This is a genomic window from Pseudomonas sp. FW300-N1A1 (genome assembly GCF_058789115.1).
Window position 1 is genome coordinate 30868 of the sequence record NZ_JBYTBK010000035.1, and the last position, 25118, is coordinate 55985.

19 protein-coding genes and 2 riboswitches are annotated in these 25118 nt (G+C 63.4%); of the genes, 9 read left to right on the forward strand and 10 right to left on the reverse strand.

Annotation, left to right across the window (positions count from 1 at the left end; all coding sequences use genetic code 11):
• Nucleotides 1–669: 669 nt before the first annotated feature.
• Nucleotides 670–3216, forward strand: a complete 2547-nt coding sequence (locus tag AC3WQN_RS20375; protein WP_103401230.1) for a PAS domain-containing sensor histidine kinase — start codon at nt 670–672, stop codon at nt 3214–3216.
• A 40-nt stretch (nt 3217–3256) separates the two neighbouring features.
• Complete coding sequence (locus AC3WQN_RS20380; protein ID WP_007898282.1) at nt 3257–3532, forward strand: peptidylprolyl isomerase; 276 nt, start codon at nt 3257–3259, stop codon at nt 3530–3532.
• Nucleotides 3533–3560: 28 nt separating this feature from the next.
• On the opposite strand, the gene kdgK is transcribed toward AC3WQN_RS20380, so the two are convergent.
• The 4 genes from kdgK to AC3WQN_RS20400 form a co-directional block, all read right to left on the reverse strand.
• On the reverse strand, nt 3561–4496 hold the full coding sequence (kdgK, locus tag AC3WQN_RS20385; RefSeq protein ID WP_103401231.1) for a 2-dehydro-3-deoxygluconokinase: 936 nt from the start codon (nt 4494–4496) through the stop codon (nt 3561–3563).
• A 96-nt stretch (nt 4497–4592) separates the two neighbouring features.
• Nucleotides 4593–5810, reverse strand: a complete 1218-nt coding sequence (locus AC3WQN_RS20390; RefSeq protein ID WP_103401232.1) for an amino acid deaminase — start codon at nt 5808–5810, stop codon at nt 4593–4595.
• Nucleotides 5811–5846: 36 nt separating this feature from the next.
• A complete protein-coding gene (locus AC3WQN_RS20395) occupies nt 5847–6611 on the reverse strand; it encodes an IclR family transcriptional regulator (protein WP_103401233.1) in 765 nt (254 codons plus the stop codon).
• 18 nt (nt 6612–6629) lie between these two features.
• Nucleotides 6630–7019 (reverse strand): RidA family protein, encoded by a 390-nt coding sequence (locus tag AC3WQN_RS20400; RefSeq protein ID WP_103401234.1) that lies wholly within the window; start codon nt 7017–7019, stop codon nt 6630–6632.
• Nucleotides 7020–7399: 380 nt separating this feature from the next.
• Between AC3WQN_RS20400 and AC3WQN_RS20405 the strand changes: the two genes are divergently transcribed.
• Nucleotides 7400–7657, forward strand: coding sequence for a DUF2790 domain-containing protein (locus AC3WQN_RS20405; protein WP_095143306.1), 258 nt, complete (start codon nt 7400–7402; stop codon nt 7655–7657).
• A 41-nt stretch (nt 7658–7698) separates the two neighbouring features.
• On the opposite strand, the gene AC3WQN_RS20410 is transcribed toward AC3WQN_RS20405, so the two are convergent.
• From AC3WQN_RS20410 to cobW, 4 genes are all read right to left on the reverse strand, one after another.
• Nucleotides 7699–8304, reverse strand: coding sequence for a vWA domain-containing protein (locus AC3WQN_RS20410; RefSeq protein WP_371918523.1), 606 nt, complete (start codon nt 8302–8304; stop codon nt 7699–7701).
• Nucleotides 8305–8357: 53 nt separating this feature from the next.
• A complete protein-coding gene (locus tag AC3WQN_RS20415) occupies nt 8358–9365 on the reverse strand; it encodes a magnesium chelatase ATPase subunit I (protein ID WP_103401236.1) in 1008 nt (335 codons plus the stop codon).
• A gap of 178 nt (nt 9366–9543) precedes the next feature.
• Nucleotides 9544–13317: a cobaltochelatase subunit CobN gene (cobN, locus tag AC3WQN_RS20420; RefSeq protein WP_103401237.1), complete on the reverse strand. Its 3774-nt coding sequence runs from the start codon at nt 13315–13317 to the stop codon at nt 9544–9546.
• Nucleotides 13318–13320: 3 nt separating this feature from the next.
• Nucleotides 13321–14388: a cobalamin biosynthesis protein CobW gene (cobW, locus tag AC3WQN_RS20425; protein ID WP_103401256.1), complete on the reverse strand. Its 1068-nt coding sequence runs from the start codon at nt 14386–14388 to the stop codon at nt 13321–13323.
• A 100-nt stretch (nt 14389–14488) separates the two neighbouring features.
• Nucleotides 14489–14699, reverse strand: a riboswitch (cobalamin riboswitch).
• 165 nt (nt 14700–14864) lie between these two features.
• Nucleotides 14865–15086: riboswitch (cobalamin riboswitch) on the forward strand.
• 98 nt (nt 15087–15184) lie between these two features.
• Between cobW and AC3WQN_RS20430 the strand changes: the two genes are divergently transcribed.
• From AC3WQN_RS20430 to cobM, 4 genes are all read left to right on the forward strand, one after another.
• On the forward strand, nt 15185–15376 hold the full coding sequence (locus AC3WQN_RS20430; protein WP_095148316.1) for a CbtB domain-containing protein: 192 nt from the start codon (nt 15185–15187) through the stop codon (nt 15374–15376).
• Nucleotides 15377–15387: 11 nt separating this feature from the next.
• On the forward strand, nt 15388–16089 hold the full coding sequence (locus AC3WQN_RS20435; RefSeq protein WP_103401238.1) for a CbtA family protein: 702 nt from the start codon (nt 15388–15390) through the stop codon (nt 16087–16089).
• Nucleotides 16086–16499, forward strand: coding sequence for a cobalamin biosynthesis protein (locus tag AC3WQN_RS20440; RefSeq protein ID WP_103401239.1), 414 nt, complete (start codon nt 16086–16088; stop codon nt 16497–16499). The genes AC3WQN_RS20435 and AC3WQN_RS20440 overlap by 4 nt, the downstream gene beginning before the upstream one ends.
• An 80-nt stretch (nt 16500–16579) precedes the next feature.
• Nucleotides 16580–17326, forward strand: coding sequence for a precorrin-4 C(11)-methyltransferase (gene cobM, locus AC3WQN_RS20445; RefSeq protein ID WP_103401240.1), 747 nt, complete (start codon nt 16580–16582; stop codon nt 17324–17326).
• Nucleotides 17327–17494: 168 nt separating this feature from the next.
• Here cobM and nfuA read toward each other — a convergent pair whose 3' ends face one another.
• Together nfuA and AC3WQN_RS20455 are read right to left on the reverse strand one after the other, a co-directional pair.
• Nucleotides 17495–18079, reverse strand: a complete 585-nt coding sequence (nfuA, locus tag AC3WQN_RS20450; protein ID WP_007941757.1) for a Fe-S biogenesis protein NfuA — start codon at nt 18077–18079, stop codon at nt 17495–17497.
• A 134-nt stretch (nt 18080–18213) separates the two neighbouring features.
• Nucleotides 18214–20505, reverse strand: coding sequence for a fatty acid cis/trans isomerase (locus tag AC3WQN_RS20455; protein ID WP_103401241.1), 2292 nt, complete (start codon nt 20503–20505; stop codon nt 18214–18216).
• 154 nt (nt 20506–20659) lie between these two features.
• Here AC3WQN_RS20455 and metH point away from each other — a divergent pair, with 154 nt between their 5' ends.
• Complete coding sequence (gene metH, locus AC3WQN_RS20460) at nt 20660–24370, forward strand: methionine synthase (RefSeq protein WP_103401242.1); 3711 nt, start codon at nt 20660–20662, stop codon at nt 24368–24370.
• Nucleotides 24371–24561: 191 nt separating this feature from the next.
• Entirely contained in the window at nt 24562–24996 is a 435-nt protein-coding gene (locus AC3WQN_RS20465) for a glycine zipper domain-containing protein (protein ID WP_103401243.1), read from the forward strand.
• Nucleotides 24997–25118: the final 122 nt, after the last annotated feature.

The following is a 25118-nucleotide window of genomic DNA, read 5'->3' on the forward strand; positions in this document are numbered from 1 at the left end:
TCGCCACGGGGTCTGTGTACGACGCCACTTTCCTTGACTGAACGCCGCCTCCGTGGCGAGGGAGCTTGCTCCCGCTGGGCCGCAAAGCGGCCCCTGACAGGGCGATTGCAGTCTTTCAGAATGACCTCAGTGACCTTTTGGGGGCTGCGACGCAGCCCAGCGCGAGCAAGCTCGCTCGCCACGGGGTCTGTGTACGACGCCACTTTCCTTGACTGAACGCCGCCTCCGTGGCGAGGGAGCTTGCTCCCGCTGGGCCGCGAAGCGGCCCCTGACAGGGCGATTGCAGTCTTTCAGAAAGACCTCGGCGACCTTTTGGGGGCTGCGACGCAGCCCAGCGCGAGCAAGCTCGCTCGCCACGGGGTCTGTGTACGACGCCACTTTCCTTGACTGAACGCCGCTTCCGTGGCGAGGGAGCTTGCTCCCGCTGGGCCGCGAAGCGGCCCCTGACAGGGCGATTGCAGTCTTTCAGAAAGACCTCGGCGACCTTTTGGGGGCTGCGACGCAGCCCAGCGCGAGCAAGCTCGCTCGCCACGGGGCCTGTGTTTTCCAGCCCTGACTCAGGCGCTTCTGCGGCGCCTGCAACGAAATCCTCCCACCCATGGGACTTTTCAGCCGTTCCGGCGTCTACTTCTTCACCATGCAATAACCGACTCGACGCAGGAGCCCTTGATGAACCGACCCCCTACCGGCGACGCCCAGGCCCTGATTGCCCGACTCGACTGGTCGCAAAGCCCGCTAGGGGCTGCCAGCCATTGGCCGCAGAGCCTGCGCACCGCGGTGGACATCGTGATTCACTCGCCCATGCCCATGCTGTTGCTCTGGGGACCTGAGCTGTCACAGATCTACAACGACGGATTCGCCCTGCTGGCTGGCAACAAGCATCCGCAAGCCTTCGGACAACCCACACACCTGACGTGGCCCGAACTCGAGGATTTCACGACGCCCATCTACAGTGCCGTGCTACAGGGCCAGGTACGTGCCTACAGCGAGCAGCGCTTCAGCCTGCAACGCGATGACCATGAGGCAGACTTCTGGCTGGACCTGACCTACAGCCCGATTCGCGACGAGCGCGGGCAGGTCGCCGGGATCCTCGTCACCGCCATCGAAACCAACGAGCGGCGACGCATCGCCCTGGAGCTCAAGCAGCGCTCGGAAGCCAGCCTCAAGGCCCAGCAGGACACCGAGCAGCGCCTGCAACTGGCCCTGGCCGCCACCGATGCGGTGGGTACCTGGGACTGGGACATTGGCGACGACCGTTTCATTGCCGACGCCCACTTTGCCCAACTGCATGGTGTCGACCCGACCCAGGCCGGCCAGTTGCCCATTACCGAATACCTGCACGGCGTGCACCCCGAAGACCGGGCCATGATCACCCGCAGCATCAAGCACTGCATCACCCACGGCACCGAGTACGCCGAGGAATACCGGCTGTTGCAGGCCGATGGCGAGGTGCGCTGGGTGTTTGCCCGGGGGCGTTGCTACAAGGATCACCATGGCCGCCCGCTGCGCTTTCTTGGCGCCGCACTGGACCTGACAGAGCGCAAGCGCACCGAACAGGCGCTGCGCCAAAGCCAGACCGAGCTGCAATTGATCATCAATGCCATGCCGGTGCTGATCGGCTACGTCGACCATGAACAGCGCTTTCGCCTGAACAACAGTGCGTACCTGGACTGGTATGGCATGACCCCGCAGGAGCTGTACGGCAAGACCATCCTCGAGATCCTCGGCGACGATATCTATGCCACCCGGGTCGAGCACATCGACGCCGCGCTGGCCGGCAAAGCCTGCAGTTTCGAGGCCTACTCACCGCACCGCGACGGCCGCCCCCGTTACTCGCTGATGAAATACCTGCCGCGCTTCGGTCCCGACGGCGCGGTCAACGGTTTCTACATTTTCGTGATCGACGAAACCGAGCGCAGACAGACCGAGGAGGCCCTGCGCAACCTCAATGAAACCCTCGAGGAACGGGTCGACAAGCGCACCAAGGCCCTGGCCGAACTCAACCAGCGCCTGCAAAGCGAAATGTTCGAGCGCGAGCGGGCCGAAGACGCGTTGCGCCATGCCCAGAAAATGGAAGCCGTCGGCCAGCTCACGGGCGGTATCGCCCACGACTTCAACAACATGCTCACCGGGATCATCGGCAGCCTCGACCTGATGCAGCGCTACATCGCCGACGGCCGCATCGACGAGATCGGGCGGTTTGCCGATGCCGCCGTCTCATCGGCCAATCGCGCGGCGGCCCTGACCCACCGGTTGCTGGCGTTCTCCCGCCGGCAATCGCTGGACCGCCAGCCACTGAACCCCAACACCCTGGTGCATTCGCTCGAAGAGCTGATCCACCGGACCAAGGGCGAACACATCGAACTGACCTTCGACCTGGCCCCCGAGGTCTGGCCCGTCAACACCGATGTCGGGCAACTGGAAAACGCCCTGCTCAACCTGGTGATCAACGCCCGTGACGCCATGCCGGGGGGCGGAAAATTGCTGATCGAAACCGCCAACAGTTACCTGGACGGCAGCGATATCAGCACCCTCGAACCGGTCAAGGCCGGAGACTATGTGATGCTGGGGGTGCGGGACAATGGGTCGGGCATGTCCTCGCGGGTGCTGGCCAAGGCCTTCGACCCTTTCTTCACCACCAAGCCCATTGGCCAGGGCACCGGGCTGGGGCTGTCGATGATTTATGGGTTTGCCCAGCAATCGGGTGGCCACGTGACCCTCAGCAGCGAGCAGGGCCAGGGCACCACCGTGCGCCTGTATTTGCCCCGTCTGCACAACGCGCCCCAACAGGCCGCAGCCGAGGCCCAGAACCTGGGCGGCACCTTCGCCGCGGAGGGGGAATCGGTGGTGCTGGTCGAAGACGACCCGGCCGTGCGCATGCTGGTGCTCAATGTACTGAATGAACTGGGCTACACCACCCACGAAGCCCAGGACGGCAAGACCGCCTTGCCGCTGCTGGAGTCGAACCTGCGCATCGACCTGCTGGTGACCGATGTCGGCCTGCCTGGCATGAACGGTCGACAACTGGCGGAAATCGCTCGCCAGTATCGCCCTGGCCTCAAAGTGCTGTTCATGACCGGCTACGCGGAAAAAGCCGGCGAACGCCAGGGCTTTCTCGATGAAGGTATGGACCTGCTGGCCAAACCCTTTTCCATCGAACAGTTGGCGGGCAAGATTCGCCACATGCTCCGCCATCCACACGGATATCAGGCATAATCGCGCCCCGCCGACACCACCGCTCCAAGGTACTTGCCCCATGAAAGCTCAAGCCCGCCATATCCTGGTGAAAACCTCGGAAGAGGCCGAACAGCTCAAACAACGCATCGCCAAGGGCGAGGCCTTTGATGTGCTGGCCAAGAAGTATTCCACCTGCCCGTCCGGCAAGCGCGGCGGCGATCTGGGCGAAGTGCGGCCCGGGCAAATGGTCGGGGTGATCGACGCGGTGATTTTCAAGAAGCCGCTGCGGGTGGTGCACGGGCCGATCAAGAGCAAGTTCGGCTACCACCTGGTGCAGGTGTTTTACCGCGACTGACCGCGCCACTTCCCCGCATTGACCCTGCTCAGTCCCTGGGGATCAGCGCTCCCGGCGCCTGAATCACCCGGCTCGCCAACTGGTGTCCGGCCTCTGCCGCCTGCACCGCAGTGCCACCACTGAGCCGACGGGCCAGGTACGCGGCGCTGAACGAATCCCCGGCGGCGGTGGTATCCACCACCCGCTGGACACGCTGTGCCGGTACTTCGAACCGCTCACCGGCACAATCAATCAGACACGGCTCGGCGCCGCGCTTGAGCACCACTTCCGGCGTACCGATCTGTTGGTAGGCGGCAAACACCGCTTCACTGCCGGAGAAATGAAACAGCGCCTGCTCGTCGTCCAGTGTCAACAGCGCCAGATCCACGTAGGGCAGTACCTGACGGTACGCCGTCCGGGCCTGCTCCACGGTGCTCCACAAGCGTGGCCGGTAATTGTTGTCGAAGACAATGCGTGCTCCCCGCTCACGTGCCTCGACCAGGGTCTCGATGAGCCTTTTGCGCCCCTCCTCGCCCAACACCGCCAAGGTGATGCCACTGAAATACAACACGTCGTACTCCGGCAATGCCGCCAGAATCGGCGCTGCCGCCGGCGTGGTAAAACAGTCGCGCACGGCGGCTTCGTTGCGCCAGTAGAGAAAGCGCCGCTCGCCCGCTGCATCGGTCTGGATGCAGTACAAGCCGGGCAAGCGCCCCGGTAGCCGCTGGACCATGCCAAGGCCGATGCCTTCTTCCGACCAGGCCTGGCACATGGCATCGCTGAAACTGTCATCGCCCAGCGCGGTGACGTAGTCCACCGTGGCTCGATCACCCAACGCGCGCGACAGGTACACCGCGGTGTTCAAGGTGTCGCCGCCAAAGCTTTGTTGCAGACTGCCGTCGGCACGCTGCTGCAACTCGATCATGCATTCGCCGATCAGGGCGATGCGCGAGGCCTTCGGACCCAATGGGTTCGGGGTGTTCATGGGGATGAATTCTCCGGTGATGAGCGGGTATCTGACAGGGTCTCATCGCGGGCAGGCAGAGCGCCGCCCGCGAAAGCCTTGCCTCGATCCGGCGCCTTAGAAGCAGGTTTCCATGCTTTCGATGACATTCAGCTGCTCATCCACCAGCAACCCGGTGCGCCACTTGTCGAAGGTCAGGCACGGGTGTGATGTACCGAAGGAAATGATGTCGCCCACCCGCAACTCGACGCCCGGCGCAACGTTCATGAACGCGTGCTGGTCCATCACCGCCGTGACCTTGCAGGCACCGACATCATCGCCCACCGCCGGCACCACGCCCGCCCGATACCGCAGCAATGGCACCGGCAGGCCGGCGTCATAGGCCACATCGCGCTTGCCCAGGGCAATCACCGCAAAGCCCGGCTCCGGCAACGATTGCACGTGGGCCCAGACTTCCAGCGCCGGACGCAGACCCTCGTGCAAGTCACTGCGACGGTCCAGCACGCAGCACTGCGCCTCTTTATAAATGCCATGGTCGTGGGCCACATAACTGCCGGGGCGCAGTACGCTGAGGAAGCGTCCACCGGCATTCTGCGCTTCGAAGGACTCGGCGATCAGGTCGTACCAGGCCGAACCCGACGCGGTGATGATCGGCGTGTCGATGGCGAACGCGCCACTGTCCTGCAACTGTACCGCCAGGCGCACCAGGGAAGCGGCGAACTCACGGATGCCACTGACCGCATGATCACCGTGGATCACCCCTTCGTACCCTTCGATACCGGTCAGGGCCAGGCCCGGATGAGCCTTGATGGCCTCGGCCAGCGCCAGCACCTCGGCTTCGCTGCGGCAACCGCAACGACCACCGACCACGCCGTACTCGATCATCACGTTCAAGCGCCGACCGCTTGCTGCAAAGAAGGCCCCGAGGTCAGCCACGTTGTCCGGGTGGTCGACCATGCAATGGAACTCGAACGCGGGGTCGGCCAGCAACCCGGCGATCAACGCCATATTCGGCGCGCCCACCAACTGGTTGGCCATCAACACCCGGCGCACGCCATGGGCATAAGCTGCCTGGGTCTGCACGGCCGTGGCCAGGGTGATCCCCCAGGCGCCCGCGTCCAGCTGACGGCGGAACAGCGCCGGGGTCATGCTGGTCTTGCCATGGGGCGCCAGTTGCGCACCGCTGTTGCTGACGAACGCCTGCATCCAGCGAATGTTGTGTTCCAGCGCATCGCGGTGCAGCACCAGCGCCGGCAGGCTGACGTCACGCACCAGATGAGTACCGGGCTGGGCGGCGCCCTTTTCCACGACTGCGATATTCAAGGTACCAGGCATGTTCTCACTCCTCACAGGCAGCCGCGCACGGCGCCGCTATTCGTTGATACGACGGGCCAGGTTGTTCGCGCTGTCGATCAGCACCCGGCGATAGTCGTGGTAATTGTTCTTGGCGTCGACCCGTGGGGCGACGATGCACAGGGTCGCGATGGCCACCCCGTACGGATCTTTGACCGGTGCGGCGAAGCAATGGGTAAAGGTGTCGGCGACGCTGTCGAAAGAGAAGAAACCCTCGGCGCCGGCCTGACGGATCTCGGCGAGAAAACGCTCCAGCGGCAGGCGTTCGCCATCAGGCAGGATGAAGTCGTCCTCGTCGATCAGGTCGACGATTTGCTGGTCGCTCAAATGCGCCAGCAACAGGCGCCCGGATGCCGTCCAGGGGATCGGCGCGTTCTCGCCGATGTCCGAAGAGATACGAAAGTGCCGCTCGCCCTCTTTCATCAATGCCACGGTGTATTTGCGCCCGTTGAGCAGGCACATCTGCGCGGTCTCCCGGGTCTGGCGGACGATCTCCTGCAAGGCCTGGTCGGCCTCGCGGGTGAGGTCAAAATGGCGCAAGTGCGCCTGCCCGAGAAAGTACAGCTGACGACCCAGGTAGACATGACCGTCCTTGCCCACCGGCTCGAGAATCCGTCGCTCCAGCAGAGAGGCAACCAGCTCGTAGACCGTGGATTTCGGGCTGCCGATGCCACTGGCGATATCGTTGGGACGCAGTGGCTGGCCGATTTCCTTGAGGAAATCGAGGATATCGAACGCCCGGTCCAGGCCGCGAGCCCGGCGCTTGATGGTGTCTTCGGTCATGTCAGTGAGTTCCCGCCTTCAGGCCTTTTTCTTGTAGGCGATGCAGTCGATCTCGACCTTGCAGTCGACCATCATGCTCGCTTGCACGCAGGCGCGGGCCGGGGCGTGCTCGGGGCTGAAGTACTCGGAGAACACCTTGTTGAAACTCCAGAAGTCCCGTGGATCTTCTAGCCACACGCCCGTGCGCACCACGTCTTCAAGACCGTAACCGGCTTCTTCGAGGATGGCGATCAGATTACGCATCGTCTGGTGGGTCTGCTCGACGATGCCACCGACAATGATTTCGCCATTCACCGCCGGCACCTGGCCGGACACATGCAGCCAGCCATCGGCTTCAACGGCACGGGCGAAAGGACGGGGCTGACCACCACCGGCAGTGCTGCCGGTGCCGTAACGAGTAATACTCATGGGTATCTCCTGCTCGAAAAGAATCAAATCGGGCGTTGCATGGCGCTCTTGCCACGCGTAGGCGGCGACCTCACTCGAAATAAATTCCGCTATAACGGAACCTAATATGCAATAACGGAATGGGCGACAGGAGTGTGCCACAGCCCAACGGGAAAATCCCAGCGCAATCGTTCTGTCGGTGCATCAATGGCACGCGCGAAAGTTGCGACTGTTTGTCGCGAGCGAGAACGAGACCGGCGCTGGGCGGTTGATCGACTAAAAGAGCGCTGGGCCGTTCATCAATGAGCGGAGGTTTTCTGAGCGTACACGAGGAATAAACCGCCCCGGGGTTCGTCGTACGGTCACTGAAATCATTCAGTCGCCACCACGAGCACCCCATCATGAAAACTGCCTTGCTTGCCCTGGCCCTGGTCTCCCTGAGCACCGCGGCTGCCGCCAACACCGTCGCCAGCGGCACCCCGCCGATCATGGAGGACTACAGTTTCTCGACCCGCCTTGATATCGCCGAAGTCATCTCGACGTCCGACTACAACTATTGCGGCATCGGCCCGCGAGAATTGACCTATCTGGATCATCAAGGTGTGTTGCGCACATTGCGCTACCAGGCCTTTGGCGATGGCTGCATCGACCAGAGTTGAACCTGCGTCACGCCTCCGGTCATCACCGACACCCCGGGGGCCTAGCCAGGCTGATCGATGTGTCGATACTCGGCATTCAGGTCACAGGCCAGGGCCTTGGCGCGCCCGAGCCGAATGGGGCCACGTTCGATGTCGACCAGCAGGCTCGGGCAATCGAACACGGGCAGCGCCGGCCAATGCCTGAGGCGTCCGTCGGTCAACAGCAATAGCCGCTGCTGCTCGGCCCCGAAGCGCTTCTGACGTTGCGCCAACCACTGCGCGGCCTGTTCCAGCGCGGCCAGCAACGGTGTGCCGCCGCCAGCACCCAGCGTCTGCAGCCAGTCGCGCAAACTGCCTGAGGCCTTCAGGCCTTGTACCTGCCACTTGGGCGCGCTACCACTGGCCGTCAACAAGGCCAACCGCGCGCGCTGCCGGTAAGCGTCGTCGAACAACTGCGCCAACAGGCCTTTGGCATCGCTCAGCGCCTGATGGCGGCGAGTGGAGGCCGAGGCATCGACGATCACCAACCACACCTCGTGGGGGGCACGGCTGCGCAGATGAAACAGCAGATCCTGGTAGTGACGCGGCCGACCGTTGAGCAGCGTCCCCGGCCAGTTCACCGCACCACTGCCTGCCGCCCGACGCTGCCCCTGCCGGCCGTTTTTCAATCGCCCTGCCCGGGGTCTGGCATTCGCCCCCGCGTCAGATCGAGGGCGAATGCCTAAGGCTTTTTTGGCCAGCTCGGCACTTCACGACGAGCACCGATGGGCAGTGCCTGGGCGGGCATTTCACCCCACTGCCCCTGACCCTCACCGGGATTGGGCGATGGCGCGCTAGCGGTGTCTGGCGAATGATTCTGGCTCGGGGCAGACGGCGGCGTATCGCGACGGCGATGACGCAGGGCAAACTCGGCGACCGCGTCGATGTCGACCTCGCTGATGGCCGCCGCCCCCCGCCACGCAGCATGGGCCCGCGCCGCGCGCAGCCACACCAGGTCCGCGCGCAAGCCATCGACCCCGGCGGCAAAACAACGCTCGGTGATCTGCGCCAGCGCCTGGTCGTCGAGCGGGATCGTTGCCAGCGCCATACGCGCCTGCTGGCAGCGTTCACGCAGTGTCTGCTGCGGGCTTTCCCACTGAGCGCAAAAGCCCTGGGGATCGCTGTCGAAATCCAGTCGGCGGCGGATGATCTGTCCGCGTTCAAGGGGCGCGGTGTGACCGCTGAGGGCAACGTTCAGGCCGAATCGATCGAGCAATTGCGGACGCAATTCGCCTTCTTCCGGGTTCATGGTGCCGATCAGCACGAAGCGCGCCGAATGCCGATGGGAAATGCCGTCACGCTCGATCAGGTTGGTGCCGCTGGCCGCCACGTCGAGCAACAAGTCCACCAGGTGGTCGGGCAGCAAATTCACTTCGTCGACGTACAACACGCCGCCGTCGGCCTTGGCCAATACGCCGGGGGAAAACTGTGCCCGGCCCTCGCCCAACGCCGCGTCCAGGTCCAGGGTGCCGACCAGGCGCTCCTCGGTCGCGCCCAACGGCAAGGTGATGAACTGCCCGCTGGCCAGTAGATCCGCCAAGCCACGCGCCAGGGTGGACTTGGCCATGCCTCGCGGCCCTTCGATCAGCACACCGCCGATCTTCGGGTCGATGGCGGTCAGGCACAGCGCCAGTTTCAGGGCTTCGGCGCCGACCACGGCGGACAGCGGGAAATGAGGGATGTCGGTCATGTCGGGTTTTCTCTTCATTGTCGGTAATGTCACGGTGGCAAGGGAGCTTGCTCCCGTCGGTCGGTCCGCCGTCGTAAAACCTGAATGTGCGGTGTGTTCTCAGGTTTTTGGGGTTGCTGTGCAACCCAGCGGGAGCAAGCTCCCTCGCCACAGGTGTGTACCGGCTTGGGCTTTTTCGCTAGCCGTCTTCCTCGATATCCAGCAGCAGATTCTCCAGCGCTTCGCGGTACTCGCCCGGTTCCTGCCACATCCCGCGTTGCTGGGCTTCCAGCAGGCGCTCGGTCATGTCGCGCAGGGCGTGGGGATTATGCTGGCGGACGAACTCGCGGGTCGAGGGATCGAGCAAATAGGCGTCGGCCAGCAAGGCATACTGATGGTCGTCGATCAGCTGTGTGGTGGCGTCGAAGGCGAACAGATTGTCCACCGTGGCCGCCAGTTCAAACGCACCTTTGTAACCGTGGCGCTTGACCCCTTCGATCCATTTCGGGTTGGCGGCACGGGAACGGATGACCCGGTTCAGTTCTTCTTTGAGTGTGCGGATCTTCGGCAGGTCCGGCTGGCTGTGATCGCCGTGATAACTCGCCGCCGCTGCACCGCTCAGGCTTTCCACGGCAGCGAGCATGCCGCCCTGGAACTGGTAGTAGTCGTTGGAATCGAGCAGGTCGTGCTCGCGGTTGTCCTGGTTCTGCAACACCGCCTGGACCTGGCTCAAACGCTGGGCAAACTGCTGGCGGGCGGCCGTGCCTTCATCGGCGCCGCCATAGGCGTAGCCACCCCAGTTCAGGTAGACCTCGGCCAGATCATCGCGGCTTTGCCACAAGCGCCCGTCGATGGCGCCCTGCACGCCTGCGCCATAGGCCCCAGGCTTGGCGCCGAAGATGCGCCAACCGGCCTGCCGCGCAGCATCGGCTGCCGCCAGCCCCGATGCCATCAAGGTTTCACGCTCGGCGCGGACCTTGGCTGCCAGCGGATTCATGTCGTCCGGCTCATCCAGCGCCGCCACGGCTTGTACGGCGGCGTCGAACAGCCGGATCAGGTTGGCAAAGGCATCACGGAAGAACCCGGACACGCGCAAGGTCACGTCCACCCGTGGCCGGTCCAGCAGGCTCAGGGGCAGTATTTCGAAATCGTCGACCCGCTGGCTGCCCGTAGCCCACACCGGGCGTACGCCCATCAGCGCCATCGCCTGGGCGATATCATCGCCCCCGGTGCGCATGGTCGCCGTGCCCCAGACCGACAACCCCAACTGGCGCAAATGATCGCCGTGGTCCTGCAGGTGCCGCTCGAGAATCAGGCTGGCGGACTGAAAACCGATGCGCCAGGCGGTGGTGGTCGGCAGGTTGCGCACGTCCACCGAGTAAAAGTTGCGGCCAGTGGGCAGCACGTCCAGGCGCCCGCGACTCGGAGCGCCGCTTGGGCCGGCCGGGACAAACCGTCCCGCCAGGGCATCCAGCAAGCCGCGCATTTCCGCCGGGCCGCAGGCATCCAGACGCGGCGCGACCACCTGGCGCAGGCTGTCGATGATTGCAGCGACCTCAGTCCATCCGGGTTGATCCAACGACGGCACATCAGCCCCCAGGGCCTGTTCGATCAACTGCGCAGCGAACCACTCGAGGCGTTCGCGCGTATCGCCTGCCGTGCGCCACACCTCGTCACTCAGGCTCAGCAAGGCAGCCGGCCGGGGACCGGTCCACGGATCGGATAACTCGCAATCGAGTGGGTCAAAACCCAGGGCGAAGGCCTTGGCCAGGGCACGCAACAGACTCGACTGCGCACCCCGCCCGTCGCCGCGCGGAATGCGCAGCAAGGCCAACAAAGTGTCGATCCGCAGACGCCCGCCCGGCGACTCGCCGAACACATGCAGGCCGTCGCGAATCTGCGACTCTTTCAGGTCGCACAAATAGGTGTCCAGGCGCGGTAACCAGATCGCGGCATCCGCCTCGCTGTCGAGCCGCTCGTCCAGTTGCAGTTCGCGGTCGATATGGGTTTCACGCACCAGCTTGAGGATGTCCCGTTGCAATTCCCGCGCACGACGCGGATCGAGCAGTTGGGCTTCGTAATACTCGTCGGCCAATAGCTCCAGATTGCGCAGCGGGCCGTAGGTTTCGGCACGGGTCAGGGGCGGCATCAAGTGATCGATGATCACCGCCTGGGTACGGCGCTTGGCCTGGGCACCTTCACCCGGGTCGTTGACGATGAACGGGTAGATATTCGGCAACGGCCCTAGCAATGCATCCGGCCAGCAGCTCTCGGACAACCCCACCCCCTTGCCCGGCAGCCATTCCAGGTTGCCGTGCTTGCCCACATGGATCAGGGCGTGGGCGCCGTAAGCCTTGCGCAACCAGAAATAGAACGCCAGGTAGCCATGAGGGGGCACCAGATCCGGGTCGTGATAGACCGCGCTCGGGTCAACCTGATAACCACGCGCCGGTTGAATGCCGACAAAGGTCAGGCCAAAGCGCAGGCCGGCCACCATCATGCGCCCACTGCGGAACATCGGATCGCTTTGCGGCGGGCCCCAGCGTTCCAGCACGGCGTTGCGATTGGCCTCGGGCAAGGCGTTGAACATCGCGTGGTAGTCGTCCAGCGCCAGGCTTTGCTGGCAGGGGCGCAGGTCGATCGTTTCCAGGTCATTGCTGACGCCGCCAAGCAACTGCTGGATCAACTCGGTGCCGCTGTGCGGTAAGTCGGCAGGCAGCGGGTAGCCTTCGGCGTGCAGCGCCCGCAAGATATTCAGCGCGGCCGCCGGGGTGTCCAGCCCTACCCCGTTGCCGATCCGTCCATCGCGGGTCGGGTAGTTGGCGAGGATCAGCGCAATGCGTTTATGCTCATTGGCCACCCGTCCCAGCTCGACCCAGCGCCGCGCCAGTTCGGCGACGAAATCCATGCGCTCGGGCTGCGCGCGGTAGCAGACCACGTCCGACTGGCTGCGTTCGCTGCGCCAGGCCAGGTCCTTGAAACTGATGGGCCGGCTGATGATCCGCCCGTCGAGTTCCGGCAAGGCGATGTGCATGGCCAGGTCCCGGGGGCCCAGGCCTTGCTCGCTGTCCCGCCAGCCCGGCTCGTTGTCCTGGGCGCAGATAGCCTGGATCACCGGGATGTTGCGACGGAACGGCCGCAGGTGCGGCGCTTCAGGACTGGATTGGGCGAACCCGGTGGTGTTGAGGATCACCGCGGCCTGCACCTCGTCCAGCCAGTCTTCGACCACTGTCAGGCAGCCGGGCTCTTTCAGGCTGGCCAGCGCGATCGGCAGCGGGTTGAGCCCCGCCGCCTGCAAGCGTTGGCAGAATACGTCGATGAAGGCGGTGTTGGCGGCCTGCAAATGTGAACGGTAGAACAGCACCGCCGCCACCGGCTGACCGGCCTGCCAGTCGGCTTGCCAATCGCCCAGGGTGGCGTTGCTCTTGTGCGGATGGTAAAGCGCGGTGCGCGGCAGAACCTGCGGTTCGGCCCACGGGTAATCACGGCCCAGCCAGCGACTGGCCAGGCAACGATAGAGGTCCAGGGCGTTGTCTTTGCCGCCCTGGCGCAGGAAGTGCCAAAGCCGCTCACGGTCGGCGACTGGCACACTGCTCAGGTCGCTGAGTTCCGGGTCGGGACGGTCGTCGCCCGGCACCAGAATCAGCTGCACGCCCCGCTGCGACAGCTCCACCAACCGTTGAATGCCATAGCGCCAATAGGCGATGCCGCCGTGCAACGAGAGCAGAATCACCTTGGCGTGGCGCAGCACCTGGTCGACATACAGGTCGACCGAGGCATGATTCTGCACCTGCATCGGGTTGGCCAGGCGCAGGCTCGGGTAGTCCTCGGGCAGTTGCTGCGCCGCTTCGGCCAGCAGTGCCAGGCTGGAATCACCGCTGCACAGGATCACCAGTTCGGCCGGGGTCTGGCCCAGGTCGGCAATGTTGTCATCGGCGACGAAACCGCCAGGCTGGGTCCTTAGCAGGTGCATGGGTTAAACGCTGAGCGCGGCGCGCAGTTGCGCTTCGAGCAAGGCCGCGTCCAGCGCCTGACCGATCAGCACCAGGCGCGTGGTGCGCGCTTCCTCGGCACCCCACTGACGGTCGAAGTGCTTGTCGAAACGGCTGCCCACGCCCTGGATCAGCAGCCGCATCGGCTTGTTCGGGATCGCCGCGAAACCCTTGACCCGCAGGATGCCGTGCTGGACCACCAGTTGGGTCAAGGCATCCAGCAGCAGGCTTTCGTCGGCTTGCGGCAGCTCGATGGAAATTGAGTCGAAGGCATCGTGGTCGTGGTCATCGTGGTCATCACCGTCGTGATGGTGATCGTGATGGCTGTGGCGGCTGTCGATGTGCTCTTCGGAGCCGGCACCCAGTCCGATCAGCACGTCCAGCGGCAGGCGACCGCTGCTGGCCTCGATGATTTTCACCGCTGGCGGCAGCTCTTCGGCGACTTCCAGGCGCACGCGGGCCAGGTCGGCGGGGTTGATCAGGTCGGCCTTGTTGAGGATCACCAGATCGGCGCTGGCCAGTTGGTCGGCGAACAGCTCGTGCAGCGGCGATTCGTGGTCCAGGTTCGGGTCCAGTTTGCGCTGGGCGTCGACCTGATCCGGGAAGGCGGCGAAGGTGCCGGCGGCCACGGCCGGGCTGTCGACCACGGTGATCACGGCGTCCACCGTGCAGGCGCTGCGGATTTCCGGCCACTGGAAAGCCTGGACCAACGGTTTTGGCAGGGCCAGGCCCGAGGTTTCGATGAGAATGTGGTCGAGGTCGCCGCGACGGGCCACCAACTCGCGCATCACCGGGAAGAATTCCTCCTGGACGGTGCAGCACAGGCAGCCGTTGGCCAGTTCATACACGCGACCGCTGGCCTCTTCCTCGGTACAACCGATGGCGCACTGCTTGAGGATTTCACCGTCGATACCCAGTTCGCCAAACTCGTTGACGATCACCGCGATGCGCCGACCCTGGGCGTTATCGAGCATGTGCCGCAGCAAGGTGGTTTTGCCCGAGCCGAGGAAACCGGTAACGATGGTGACGGGGAGTTTGGCCAGTGTTTTCATCGGATGCCCTTTGGCTTTGGTGGCGGGCATACGGGACGAGAACCGGCAACGCAGACGCGCGCGGGAAGAGTTCGCCACCGGATCACCCCGCCCGGTTGTAGTGAGAATCTGTGTCGAGGCAGGTCTCCTGGCTGACGGTGGGCCGGTCTTTCGACTGGCGGCTTCTGCGCCTTCCCGCCGCTTGGGATCAAGCGTGCAGTGGCCTGGCAGAAACAGCACCGTTCACAGTTGCGGGGGCAGCCGCGGCATTGACCGCGTTCCCTTCTTAGCTTCGACGCATGCGCCGAAGAACCTCGAAAGCGCAAGGCTACGCATCGCATCGGGGCGGGTCAACGTCTTGTGGTGGCTGTTCGGACGCCTTCGCGGGCAAGCCCGCTCCCACCGGAGGAACGCGGTCGAGTGTGGGAGCGGGCTTGCCCGCGAAGGAGTACTTTGAGAACCCATGCTAATTGACGCGAATCCCTCGCCCATGCTCTCCTACACGCCTTGTTACGGGTGCCCTTCACAGGGTGAAACGGGAAACCGGTGAATCATGTGCTTTACTCCAAGCCATGTCAGTCCGGTGCTGCCCCCGCAACGGTAAGCGAGCGAAGCATCAGATCCACTGTGCCAAAGCGGCATGGGAAGGTGATGCTTGCCGGTATGGCGATTGCCAACCCCTCGTGAGCCCGGAGACCGGCCCGCAACACATAGAAAACAAACCCGCGGTGGGCGGGCGCTGTTGTAGCCTCTGCGTGCCCCGCTCGCGGGGTTTGCATGCGCTCGATTCACCCCTGACTGACCAGAGGGAAGCGCCATGTCGATCATCAGCAGCACTCGCCACGCCACCGCCAGCACCACAACCACCCTGAGCCAACGCCTCGTTGCTGCTGTCAGCGCCTCGATCCTGGGCGCGTGCCTGGTGTACTTCGCCGGTTTCTCGCACATCGAAGCAGTGCACAACGCGGCCCACGATACCCGTCACAGCGCCGCCTTCCCGTGCCATTGAGACCTGCCGACATGATCAAGCGAATCGCGCAAACCGCAGGCTTCTCCGGGCTGCTGGCCGCCCTGCTGCTCACCCTGCTGCAAAGCTTCTGGGTCGCGCCACTGATTCTTCAGGCCGAAACCTTCGAAAGTGCTCCGGCTACCGAAGTGCATGAACACGCCGAAGGCGCCGTGGCCGCTCACACTCACGATGCCGAGGCCTGGGCCCCGGAAGACGGCTGGCAGCGCGTGCTGTCAACCACCGGCGGTAATCTAGTAGTGGCCGTGGGCTTCGCCCTGATGCTGGCCGGCCTCTACACCTTGCGCGCGCCCCGCCGCACCGCCCAGGGCCTGCTCTGGGGCCTGGCTGGCTACGCCACTTTCGTCCTGGCACCGACCCTGGGCCTGCCGCCTGAACTGCCGGGCACTGCCGCGGCCGATCTGGCCCAACGGCAGATCTGGTGGATCGGCACTGCCGCCTCGACCGCAGCCGGGATCGCCCTGCTCGTGTTCGGCAAGAACGGGCTGCTGAAAATCCTTGGCGCCGCGATTCTGGCCGTGCCCCACGTCATTGGCGCCCCGCAGCCGGAGGTGCATTCGATGCTGGCGCCCGAAGCCCTGGAAACCCAGTTCAACATCGCTTCGCAGCTGACCAACATGGTTTTCTGGCTGGCCCTAGGCCTGATCAGCGCCTGGTTGTTCCGCCGCAAAAGCGAAGGTCGATACGACGCATGAGTGAAAACCGCGCAGCGCCGACCCTGGTGGTTGGCCTGGGCTGCCAGCGCGGCTGCCCGGCGAGTACGCTGCGCGCATTGCTTGACCAGGCACTGGAGGCCCATCACATCCAGTTGCAGGCGATCAAGGCCCTGGCCAGCATCGACCTGAAGCGAGATGAGCCGGGCCTGATCGAGTTGGCCGCGCAGCTGGGATTGCCGATGATGTACTTCAGCAGCGAACAGCTGGCCGGTTACCAGCCGCAACTGAGCCACCACTCGGAAATCGCCTTTGAGCGCACCGGTTGTTATGGCGTGGCCGAAAGTGCCGCGCTGGCCCTGGCCGAACAACTGGCCCAGGCCCCAGCCAGACTGCTGATCTGCCGACAGAAATACGCCCAGGCGACCTTTGCATTGGCCTGCGCTGCGTAAAATCCCCGATAATCGCCCCTTCGATCATGAGCAAACTTCATCTGAAGCCTGCCTTGACCTCTTTTTCTCAGGAGCCGGCCATGACCGTCTACTTCATTGGCGCAGGTCCCGGCGACCCGGAACTGATCACCGTCAAGGGCCAGCGGCTGATCCGCAGTTGCCCGGTGATCATCTATGCCGGCTCACTGGTGCCCGAAGCCGTACTGCAAGGCCATCAGGCGCACTTGGTGGTCAACAGTGCCGAGTTGCATCTGGAACAGATCATCGAGCTGATCAAGTCCGCCCACGCCCAAGACCAGGATGTGGCCCGCGTGCATTCCGGCGACCCGAGCCTGTATGGGGCGATCGGTGAGCAGATTCGCTGCCTGCGCGAGCTGCAGATTCCGTTCGAGATCATCCCCGGCGTCACCGCCACCGCAGCCTGCGCCGCACTGCTGGGGGCCGAGCTGACACTGCCGGACATCTCGCAGAGCGTGATCCTGACGCGCTACGCCGACAAGACGGCCATGCCGGCGGGCGAAGAGTTCAGCAGCCTGGCCCGGCATGGCGCGACCATGGCGATACACCTGGGGGTCAACCACCTGGAAAAAATCGTCGCCGAACTGCTTCCCCACTACGGTGCGGACTGTCCGATCGCGGTGGTTCATCGGGCCAGTTGGCCGGATCAGGATTGGGTGACAGGGACGCTGACGGATATCGCCGGCAAGGTGAAAGCCAAGGGGTTTCGGCGTACGGCGCTGATTCTGGTGGGACGGGTGCTGGCTGCCGACAACTTCAGCGAGTCATCGCTGTACCGGGCGGGGCATGCGCACCTGTATAGGCCTTGAAGCACCTGTGGCGAGGGAGCTTGCTCCCGCTGGACCGCAACGCGGTCCCAAAACCTGCCAACGCATTCATCACGGGAAAATGCATCGGCAGGTAGGCGACTGCTTCGCAATCGAGCGGGAGCAAGCTCCCTCGCCACAGCGCCGTTTTTTAATTCCGCAGCGAACACCTTAGTAGTAGGCGTTTTCTTTCTGCGTGTGGTCGGTCACGTCGCGTACACCCTTGAGTTCCGGGATACGCTCGAGCAGCGTGCGCTCGATGCCTTCCTTCAAGGTCACGTCGGCCTGGCCGCAGCCCTGGCAGCCGCCACCGAACTTCAGCACGGCGATGCCGTCTTCCACGACATCGATCAAGCTGACCTGACCGCCGTGGCTGGCCAGCCCCGGGTTGATCTCGGTTTGCAGGTAGTAGTTGATGCGCTCGTTGACCGGGCTGTCGGCGTTGACCATCGGTACTTTGGCGTTTGGCGCCTTGATGGTCAGTTGGCCGCCCATGCGGTCCGTGGCGTAGTCGACCACGGCGTCGTCCAGGAAGGCTTCGCTGAAGTGATCGATGTACGCGGTGAAGCTCTTGAGCCCCAGCGCGGTGTCTTCAGGTTTTTCTTCGCCCGGCTTGCAGTACGCAATGCAGGTTTCGGCGTATTGGGTGCCAGGCTGGGTGATAAAGACCCGAATGCCGATCCCCGGGGTGTTCTGCTTGGAGAGCAGATCAGCCAGATAATCGTGGGCGGCGTCGGTAATGGTAATGGCGGTCATGGAAATTCCTCGCAGGCTTGGGCGCAGTTTACGCCAATCATCGTGCCGGACAAAGTCCTAGTATTTCTGTCGGGAAAGAAGCGCTGCCTCCCTGCGAAAGCAAGCGCCTCTGGATTCCACTGATCAAAGGCCGGTCAGAGGTTTTCGAAGCGGTTCATGTCCAGCACGCCCTCTTCCACCGGATCGGTTTCATGGATGTACTGGCTCAAATCATGGAAATACACCCAGAACAACGGGTGACTGCGACGAATCCCCCAGCGCTCGACGATTCTCTCGAAGCGCTGGGTATCCTTGGCGTATTCCATGTCTTCGACGAACTCCGGTACTTGCGCAGCCGGAATGTTGAACATGAAGTTAGGGTAGCTGCTGAGCACCCCGGGATAGAGGGTCAGCGTGTCCAGCCCCGGCTGATAGCGCAGTGCTTCGCCGATCATGAACGCGACGTTGCTGTGGGCGCGGTTACGCAGCAGGCTGTAGACCTCGCGTTTGCCGCTGGCGGTTTCAATGCGCAGCATGGTCGCCTCCGGTAGCAGGTCGATGACCTTGAGGCCAGCTGCCGGGCGCGATGTCAGGCGACTCAACGCCTGCTCGGCACGCTGCAGGGCCGGGTCGATGTTGGGCCGTGAGCAGTAGGCACCGTTGCAGCGGTTGATCGGGTCAGGCCGGGCATTCAGGTCGCCATAGCGGGCCAGCAATTGATTGGCAAAGTCGCGCTTGGGGTCTTTGTCATCGAGCTTCAAGGCCGTCGGCGTGTCGTCGTCGATGCTTTCGTAATCCAGCCACAACTTCAACTGGCCACTGTTCTGGTACCAATCGTCCAGGTAATCGTCACGCGAATCAGCCGGCATCAGGCGCAGGAAGTTCTGCTCGGCGCCATTGCGGATCAGGTCGAAATACAGTCGGGTCTGCGCCTGATGGGAGACATTGCCGAACACATCGAAATTCACCGCCAACTGGTAATAGGTGCGTTCCAGCAGCGGGAAATCGAACAACCACATCGTTTGCGGCACGTCGCCGATCAGGCCCTTGGTCACCGAGGCGCTGTCGAAATGGCGGAAGATGCTCAGCAAGGCGTTGTCATTGCCCGCCCACAAGCTCGACCAGCTGGGCGCAGGGGAATCGGCGTAGTTGTCGCGGCGCAGGGCTTCGTACTCGTTGCGCTTGTCGCGGTAGGCGTGCCACAGGCTCAGCACGCTGCCCACGTCGTCGTTCTGACCGGGCATGGCCAGCAATGGCGTGGCTTGCGCCTGGTAGTTCGGGTCGACGATGTACAGATCATGCTCGGGGGCCTGGAACAAGGCCCAGAACTGATCGCGGATCACATCGGTTGCGATCTGTCCGCGGCACACCGGCCCGCGAATAAAGGTGCGCACGAAGTACTCGGCGTTATCGAGCATGAACTGATAACGCGCTTGTGCCGGGATCGCCTGGAATGTCTGGAACGGATTGGCACGGCGCTCCGGCCCGTAACCGGGCAAGGCGTCGACCTGCCAGTTGCCGCTATAGAACAGGCTCTTGATCCGGGCCATTTTCGCCGGGCTCAGTGGGTAGGTGATGTGGGTCTTGTGCACGATCACCCCTTGCACCGGCCACAGGCGGTAATACACCTGGGTGCCCGGATCGTCGTTGGGGCGGCGGCTGTTGATCAGGTCGATGGGCTGGCCGGTCGGCGTACGCGAACGTACCCACTGGAAGAAATGCCCCTGCTCACCCTCCTTGAAATACAGGTGCGCGAGAAACAAGTGCTCGAACAACCAGCGCGCCACCAGGCTTTCGCGAGCCCCCGGGGCATTGAGCAGGTTTTCCCATTGCACGATCTGCAAGGCTTCCCGGGCGCTGGGCGCCAGCCCTTGTTCATCGATGGGCGCACCCGAGGCCAGCCAGCGTTGCAGGGTCTGGTACTGCTGACTGGTCAAGCCGGTCACGGCCAGGGGCATGCCCTCTTTCGGATGCTCCTTGGCATAGCCGTCGAATTCGCCCGATTGCGAGCACATGTTGGCCCGGTTCAGGCCCAGAACGATGTCTTCCGGCAGCTTGGCGTTGGGTTGCAAGGGGGTCTGGTGCCCCAGTTCCAGCATGCGCGCCATCAGCCCGGCCTGGCTGCCCTGGGCGTCGAGCACCGAGTAGAAGTCCTTGCGCTGCCAGGCGGCCTTGCCGAACGCGTCATAGTACAGGCGGGTCGGGTCCGACGCCTTGCTGCGCTCACCGGCGTAGACCGGCGTCTTGCTCGCCCCCCGTGCCGCGCCTTCGCCGCTGCCGAGGTTGAGCTGACAGGCGGCGTCGTAGCAAGCATGGCACGCCACGCATTTTTCCGTGAAGATCGGCTGGATGTCGCGGGTATAGGAGATCGCCGTCACCGCTCCCTGTGCTGTGGCGCCCGTGCTGATAAACAGCACAACGAGGCTGATGAATACGCGATACGACATGTCCCTGGTCCCGATCATGAAAAAACGTCGCGATTCTACCGGTCTAGCCCAGGCACCAACATGAGCGATATTCATGCAAATTCTGCTCATGCTCTAAAAGCGCACAGGTTTGCTATGATTCCGACCCTTCGTAATGGCCTTACCAGGTAGTCCTATGTCCGATCGCAGTGCTCGCCTTCACGCCCTCAAGCAAGCCCTCAAAGAGCGCATCCTGATTCTCGATGGCGGCATGGGCACCATGATCCAGAGCTTCAAGCTCGAGGAGCAGGACTACCGTGGCAAGCGCTTCGCCGACTGGCCAAGCGACGTCAAGGGCAACAACGACTTGCTGGTACTGAGCCGCCCGGATGTGATCGGAGCGATCGAGAAGCAATACCTGGATGCCGGCGCCGATATACTGGAAACCAACACCTTCAACGCCACCCAGGTATCCCAGGCCGACTACGGCATGCAGGGCCTGGCGTATGAGCTGAACGTAGAAGGCGCGCGCCTGGCCCGCAAGGTCGCCGACGCCAAGACCCTGGAAACCCCGGATAAACCGCGCTTCGTGGCCGGCGTCCTGGGCCCGACCAGCCGTACCTGCTCGCTGTCGCCGGACGTGAACAACCCCGGCTACCGCAACGTGACCTTCGACGAACTGGTGGAAAACTACACCGAGGCCACCAAGGGCCTGATCGAAGGCGGCGCCGACCTGATCCTGATCGAAACCATTTTCGACACCCTGAACGCCAAGGCCGCGATCTTCGCCGTCCAGGGCGTGTTCGAGGACGTCGGTTTCGAACTGCCGATCATGATCTCCGGGACCATCACCGATGCGTCCGGCCGCACCCTGTCCGGCCAGACCACCGAAGCCTTCTGGAACTCCATCGCCCACGCCAAGCCGATCTCCGTCGGCCTGAACTGCGCCCTCGGTGCCCGTGAGTTGCGCCCGTACCTGGAAGAGCTGTCGAACAAGGCCAGCACCTATGTGTCGGCACACCCCAACGCCGGCCTGCCAAACGAATTCGGCGAGTACGATGAACTGCCGGCCGAAACCGCCAAGGTCATCGAAGAGTTCGCCCAGAGCGGCTTCCTCAATATCGTCGGTGGTTGCTGCGGCACCACCCCGGGGCACATCGAAGCCATCGCCAAGGCCGTCGCCGGCTACGCGCCACGGCAGATTCCGGACATCCCCAAGGCCTGCCGTCTGTCGGGCCTGGAGCCGTTCACCATCGACCGCAACTCGCTATTCGTCAACGTCGGCGAGCGGACCAACATCACCGGTTCCGCCAAGTTCGCCCGGCTGATCCGTGAAGACAACTACACCGAGGCCCTGGAAGTCGCCCTGCAGCAGGTTGAAGCCGGCGCCCAGGTGATCGACATCAACATGGACGAGGGCATGCTCGATTCGAAGAAGGCCATGGTGACCTTCCTCAATCTGATTGCCGGCGAGCCGGACATCTCCCGCGTACCGATCATGATCGACTCCTCCAAGTGGGAAGTGATCGAAGCCGGCCTGAAGTGCATCCAGGGCAAGGGCATCGTCAACTCCATCAGCATGAAGGAAGGCGTCGAGCAGTTCATTCATCACGCCAGGTTGTGCAAGCGCTACGGCGCCGCCGTGGTGGTGATGGCCTTCGACGAAGCCGGCCAGGCCGACACCGAAGCGCGCAAGAAAGAAATCTGCAAACGCTCCTACGATATTCTGGTCAACGACGTGGACTTCCCACCGGAAGACATCATCTTCGACCCGAACATCTTCGCCGTGGCCACCGGCATCGAAGAACACAACAACTACGCCGTGGACTTCATCAACGCCTGTGCCTACATCCGCGACGAACTGCCGTATGCCCTGACCTCGGGCGGCGTGTCCAACGTGTCGTTCTCGTTCCGGGGCAACAACCCGGTGCGTGAAGCGATCCACTCGGTGTTCCTGCTGCACGCGATCCGCGCCGGCCTGACCATGGGTATCGTCAACGCCGGCCAGCTGGAGATCTACGACCAGATCCCGGTGCAACTGCGCGACGCCGTGGAAGACGTGGTGCTCAACCGCACCCCGGCAGGCACCGACGCCCTCCTCGCCATTGCCGACCAGTACAAGGGCGATGGCAGCGTCAAGGAAGCCGAGACCGAAGAGTGGCGCAACTGGGACGTCAACAAGCGCCTGGAACACGCCCTGGTCAAAGGCATCACCACCCACATCGTCGAAGACACCGAAGAATCCCGGCAGTCGTTCGCGCGGCCGATCGAAGTCATCGAAGGCCCGCTGATGTCCGGCATGAACATCGTCGGCGACCTGTTCGGTGCCGGTAAGATGTTCCTGCCCCAGGTGGTGAAGTCCGCCCGTGTCATGAAGCAGGCCGTGGCCCACCTGATCCCGTTCATCGAACTGGAAAAAGGCGACAAGCCCGAAGCCAAGGGCAAGATCCTCATGGCCACGGTAAAAGGCGACGTGCATGACATCGGCAAGAACATCGTCGGCGTGGTGCTGGGCTGTAACGGCTACGACATCGTCGACCTGGGCGTGATGGTGCCGGCGGAAAAAATCCTGCAAGTGGCCAAGGAGCAGAAGTGCGACATCATCGGCCTGTCCGGCCTGATCACCCCGTCGCTGGATGAGATGGTCCACGTGGCGCGCGAAATGCAGCGCCAGGACTTCCACTTGCCGCTGATGATCGGTGGTGCGACCACCTCCAAGGCGCACACGGCGGTGAAGATCGAGCCCAAGTACAGCAACGACGCCGTGGTCTACGTCACCGACGCCTCCCGCGCCGTGGGCGTTGCCACGCAGTTGCTGTCCAAGGAGCTGAAGGCCGGCTTCGTCGAGAAAACCCGCGCGGAATACGTCGAAGTCCGCGAGCGCACCGCCAACCGCAGCGCCCGTACCGAGCGCCTGAGCTACCCGGCCGCGATTGCCAAGAAGCCGCAATTCGACTGGAGCAGCTACGAGCCGGTGAAACCGACCTTCACCGGCGCCAAGGTGCTGGATAACATCGACCTGAAGGTGTTGGCCGAGTACATCGACTGGACACCGTTCTTCATTTCCTGGGACCTGGCCGGCAAATTCCCGCGCATCCTGCAGGATGAAGTGGTGGGTGAAGCCGCTACCGCACTGTACGCCGATGCCCAGGAGATGCTCGCCAAACTGATCGACGAGAAGCTGATCAGCGCCCGTGCGGTGTTCGGCTTCTGGCCGGCCAACCAGGTGCACGACGACGACCTGGAAGTCTACGGCGACGACGGCAAGCCGCTGGCGCGCCTGCATCACCTGCGCCAGCAGATCATCAAGACCGACGGCAAGCCGAACTTCTCCCTGGCCGACTTCGTCGCCCCGAAAGACAGCGGCATCACCGATTACGTCGGCGGCTTCATCACCACCGCCGGCATCGGCGCCGAAGAAGTGGCCAAGGCCTACCAGGACGCTGGCGACGACTACAACTCGATCATGGTCAAGGCCCTGGCCGACCGCCTGGCCGAAGCCTGCGCCGAGTGGCTGCACCAGCAGGTACGTAAAGACTACTGGGGTTACGCCAAGGACGAAGCGCTGGACAACGAAGCCTTGATCAAGGAGCAGTACAGCGGCATCCGCCCTGCCCCCGGCTACCCGGCCTGCCCGGATCACACCGAGAAAGCCACGTTGTTCAAGTTGCTCGATCCCGAGGCCGCTGAACTCAAGGCGGGCCGCAGCGGCGTGTTCCTCACCGAGCACTACGCGATGTTCCCGGCTGCCGCCGTCAGCGGCTGGTACTTCGCCCACCCGCAGGCGCAGTACTTTGCCGTGGGCAAGATCGACAAGGACCAGGTGCAGAGCTACACCGCCCGTAAAGGCCAGGAATTGAGCGTGAGTGAACGCTGGCTGGCACCGAACCTGGGTTACGACAACTGACACCCAATGAGCCCGGGCACTGCTTGCAGTGCCCGGATGACGGATATTCCCGGGCCGCGGTCGAACTTTTGACGACAGCACTCTCTCTAACCGATTAGACAACCGTCGAATCGGCGCACACAGCACGGCTTGAACACTCAGCGAGCTGATAGGGAAGTCTGAAATCAAACATGACTCATGAGGTCCACAGCATGCGATTAATCCTGTCCACCCTTGCCCTGGGTATTCTGTTCACACAAGGTGCCATGGCCTCCGGTGATGGCGACGCTGCCGTCGGTGGCGGATTGGGCGGCGCGCTGGGTAACGTTGTTGGCCAGCAAATTGGCGGCAGCACCGGAGCGGCCATTGGTGCCGGTGTCGGCGGAGCCGCTGGCAGTGCCATCGCCGCCCCCAAAGGCAACCGGAACGAAGCCGCGATCGGTGGCGGAATCGGTGCGGCAGGCGGTTCGGTGATCGGCAATTCGCTGGGCGGCTCGACCGGTTCCACCATCGGTGCTGGATTGGGTGGTGCCGCCGGTGGCGCGGTGGGCAACAACCTGGCGGACGATGACGATCATCACTCCGGCGGCAAAAGCTATAACGGCAAGCACAAACACAAACACAAGAATAAGTACAAGCACGACTGAGTGACCCTCACCGCTTGTGCCCTGAAGCCCGCCCTGCGCGCAATGCTGTTCAGTTAAGAAAGGCTTGAAGCGGGTGAGAGCCCCGTGGCGAGCGAGCTTGCTCGCGCTGGTGCGCGAAGCGC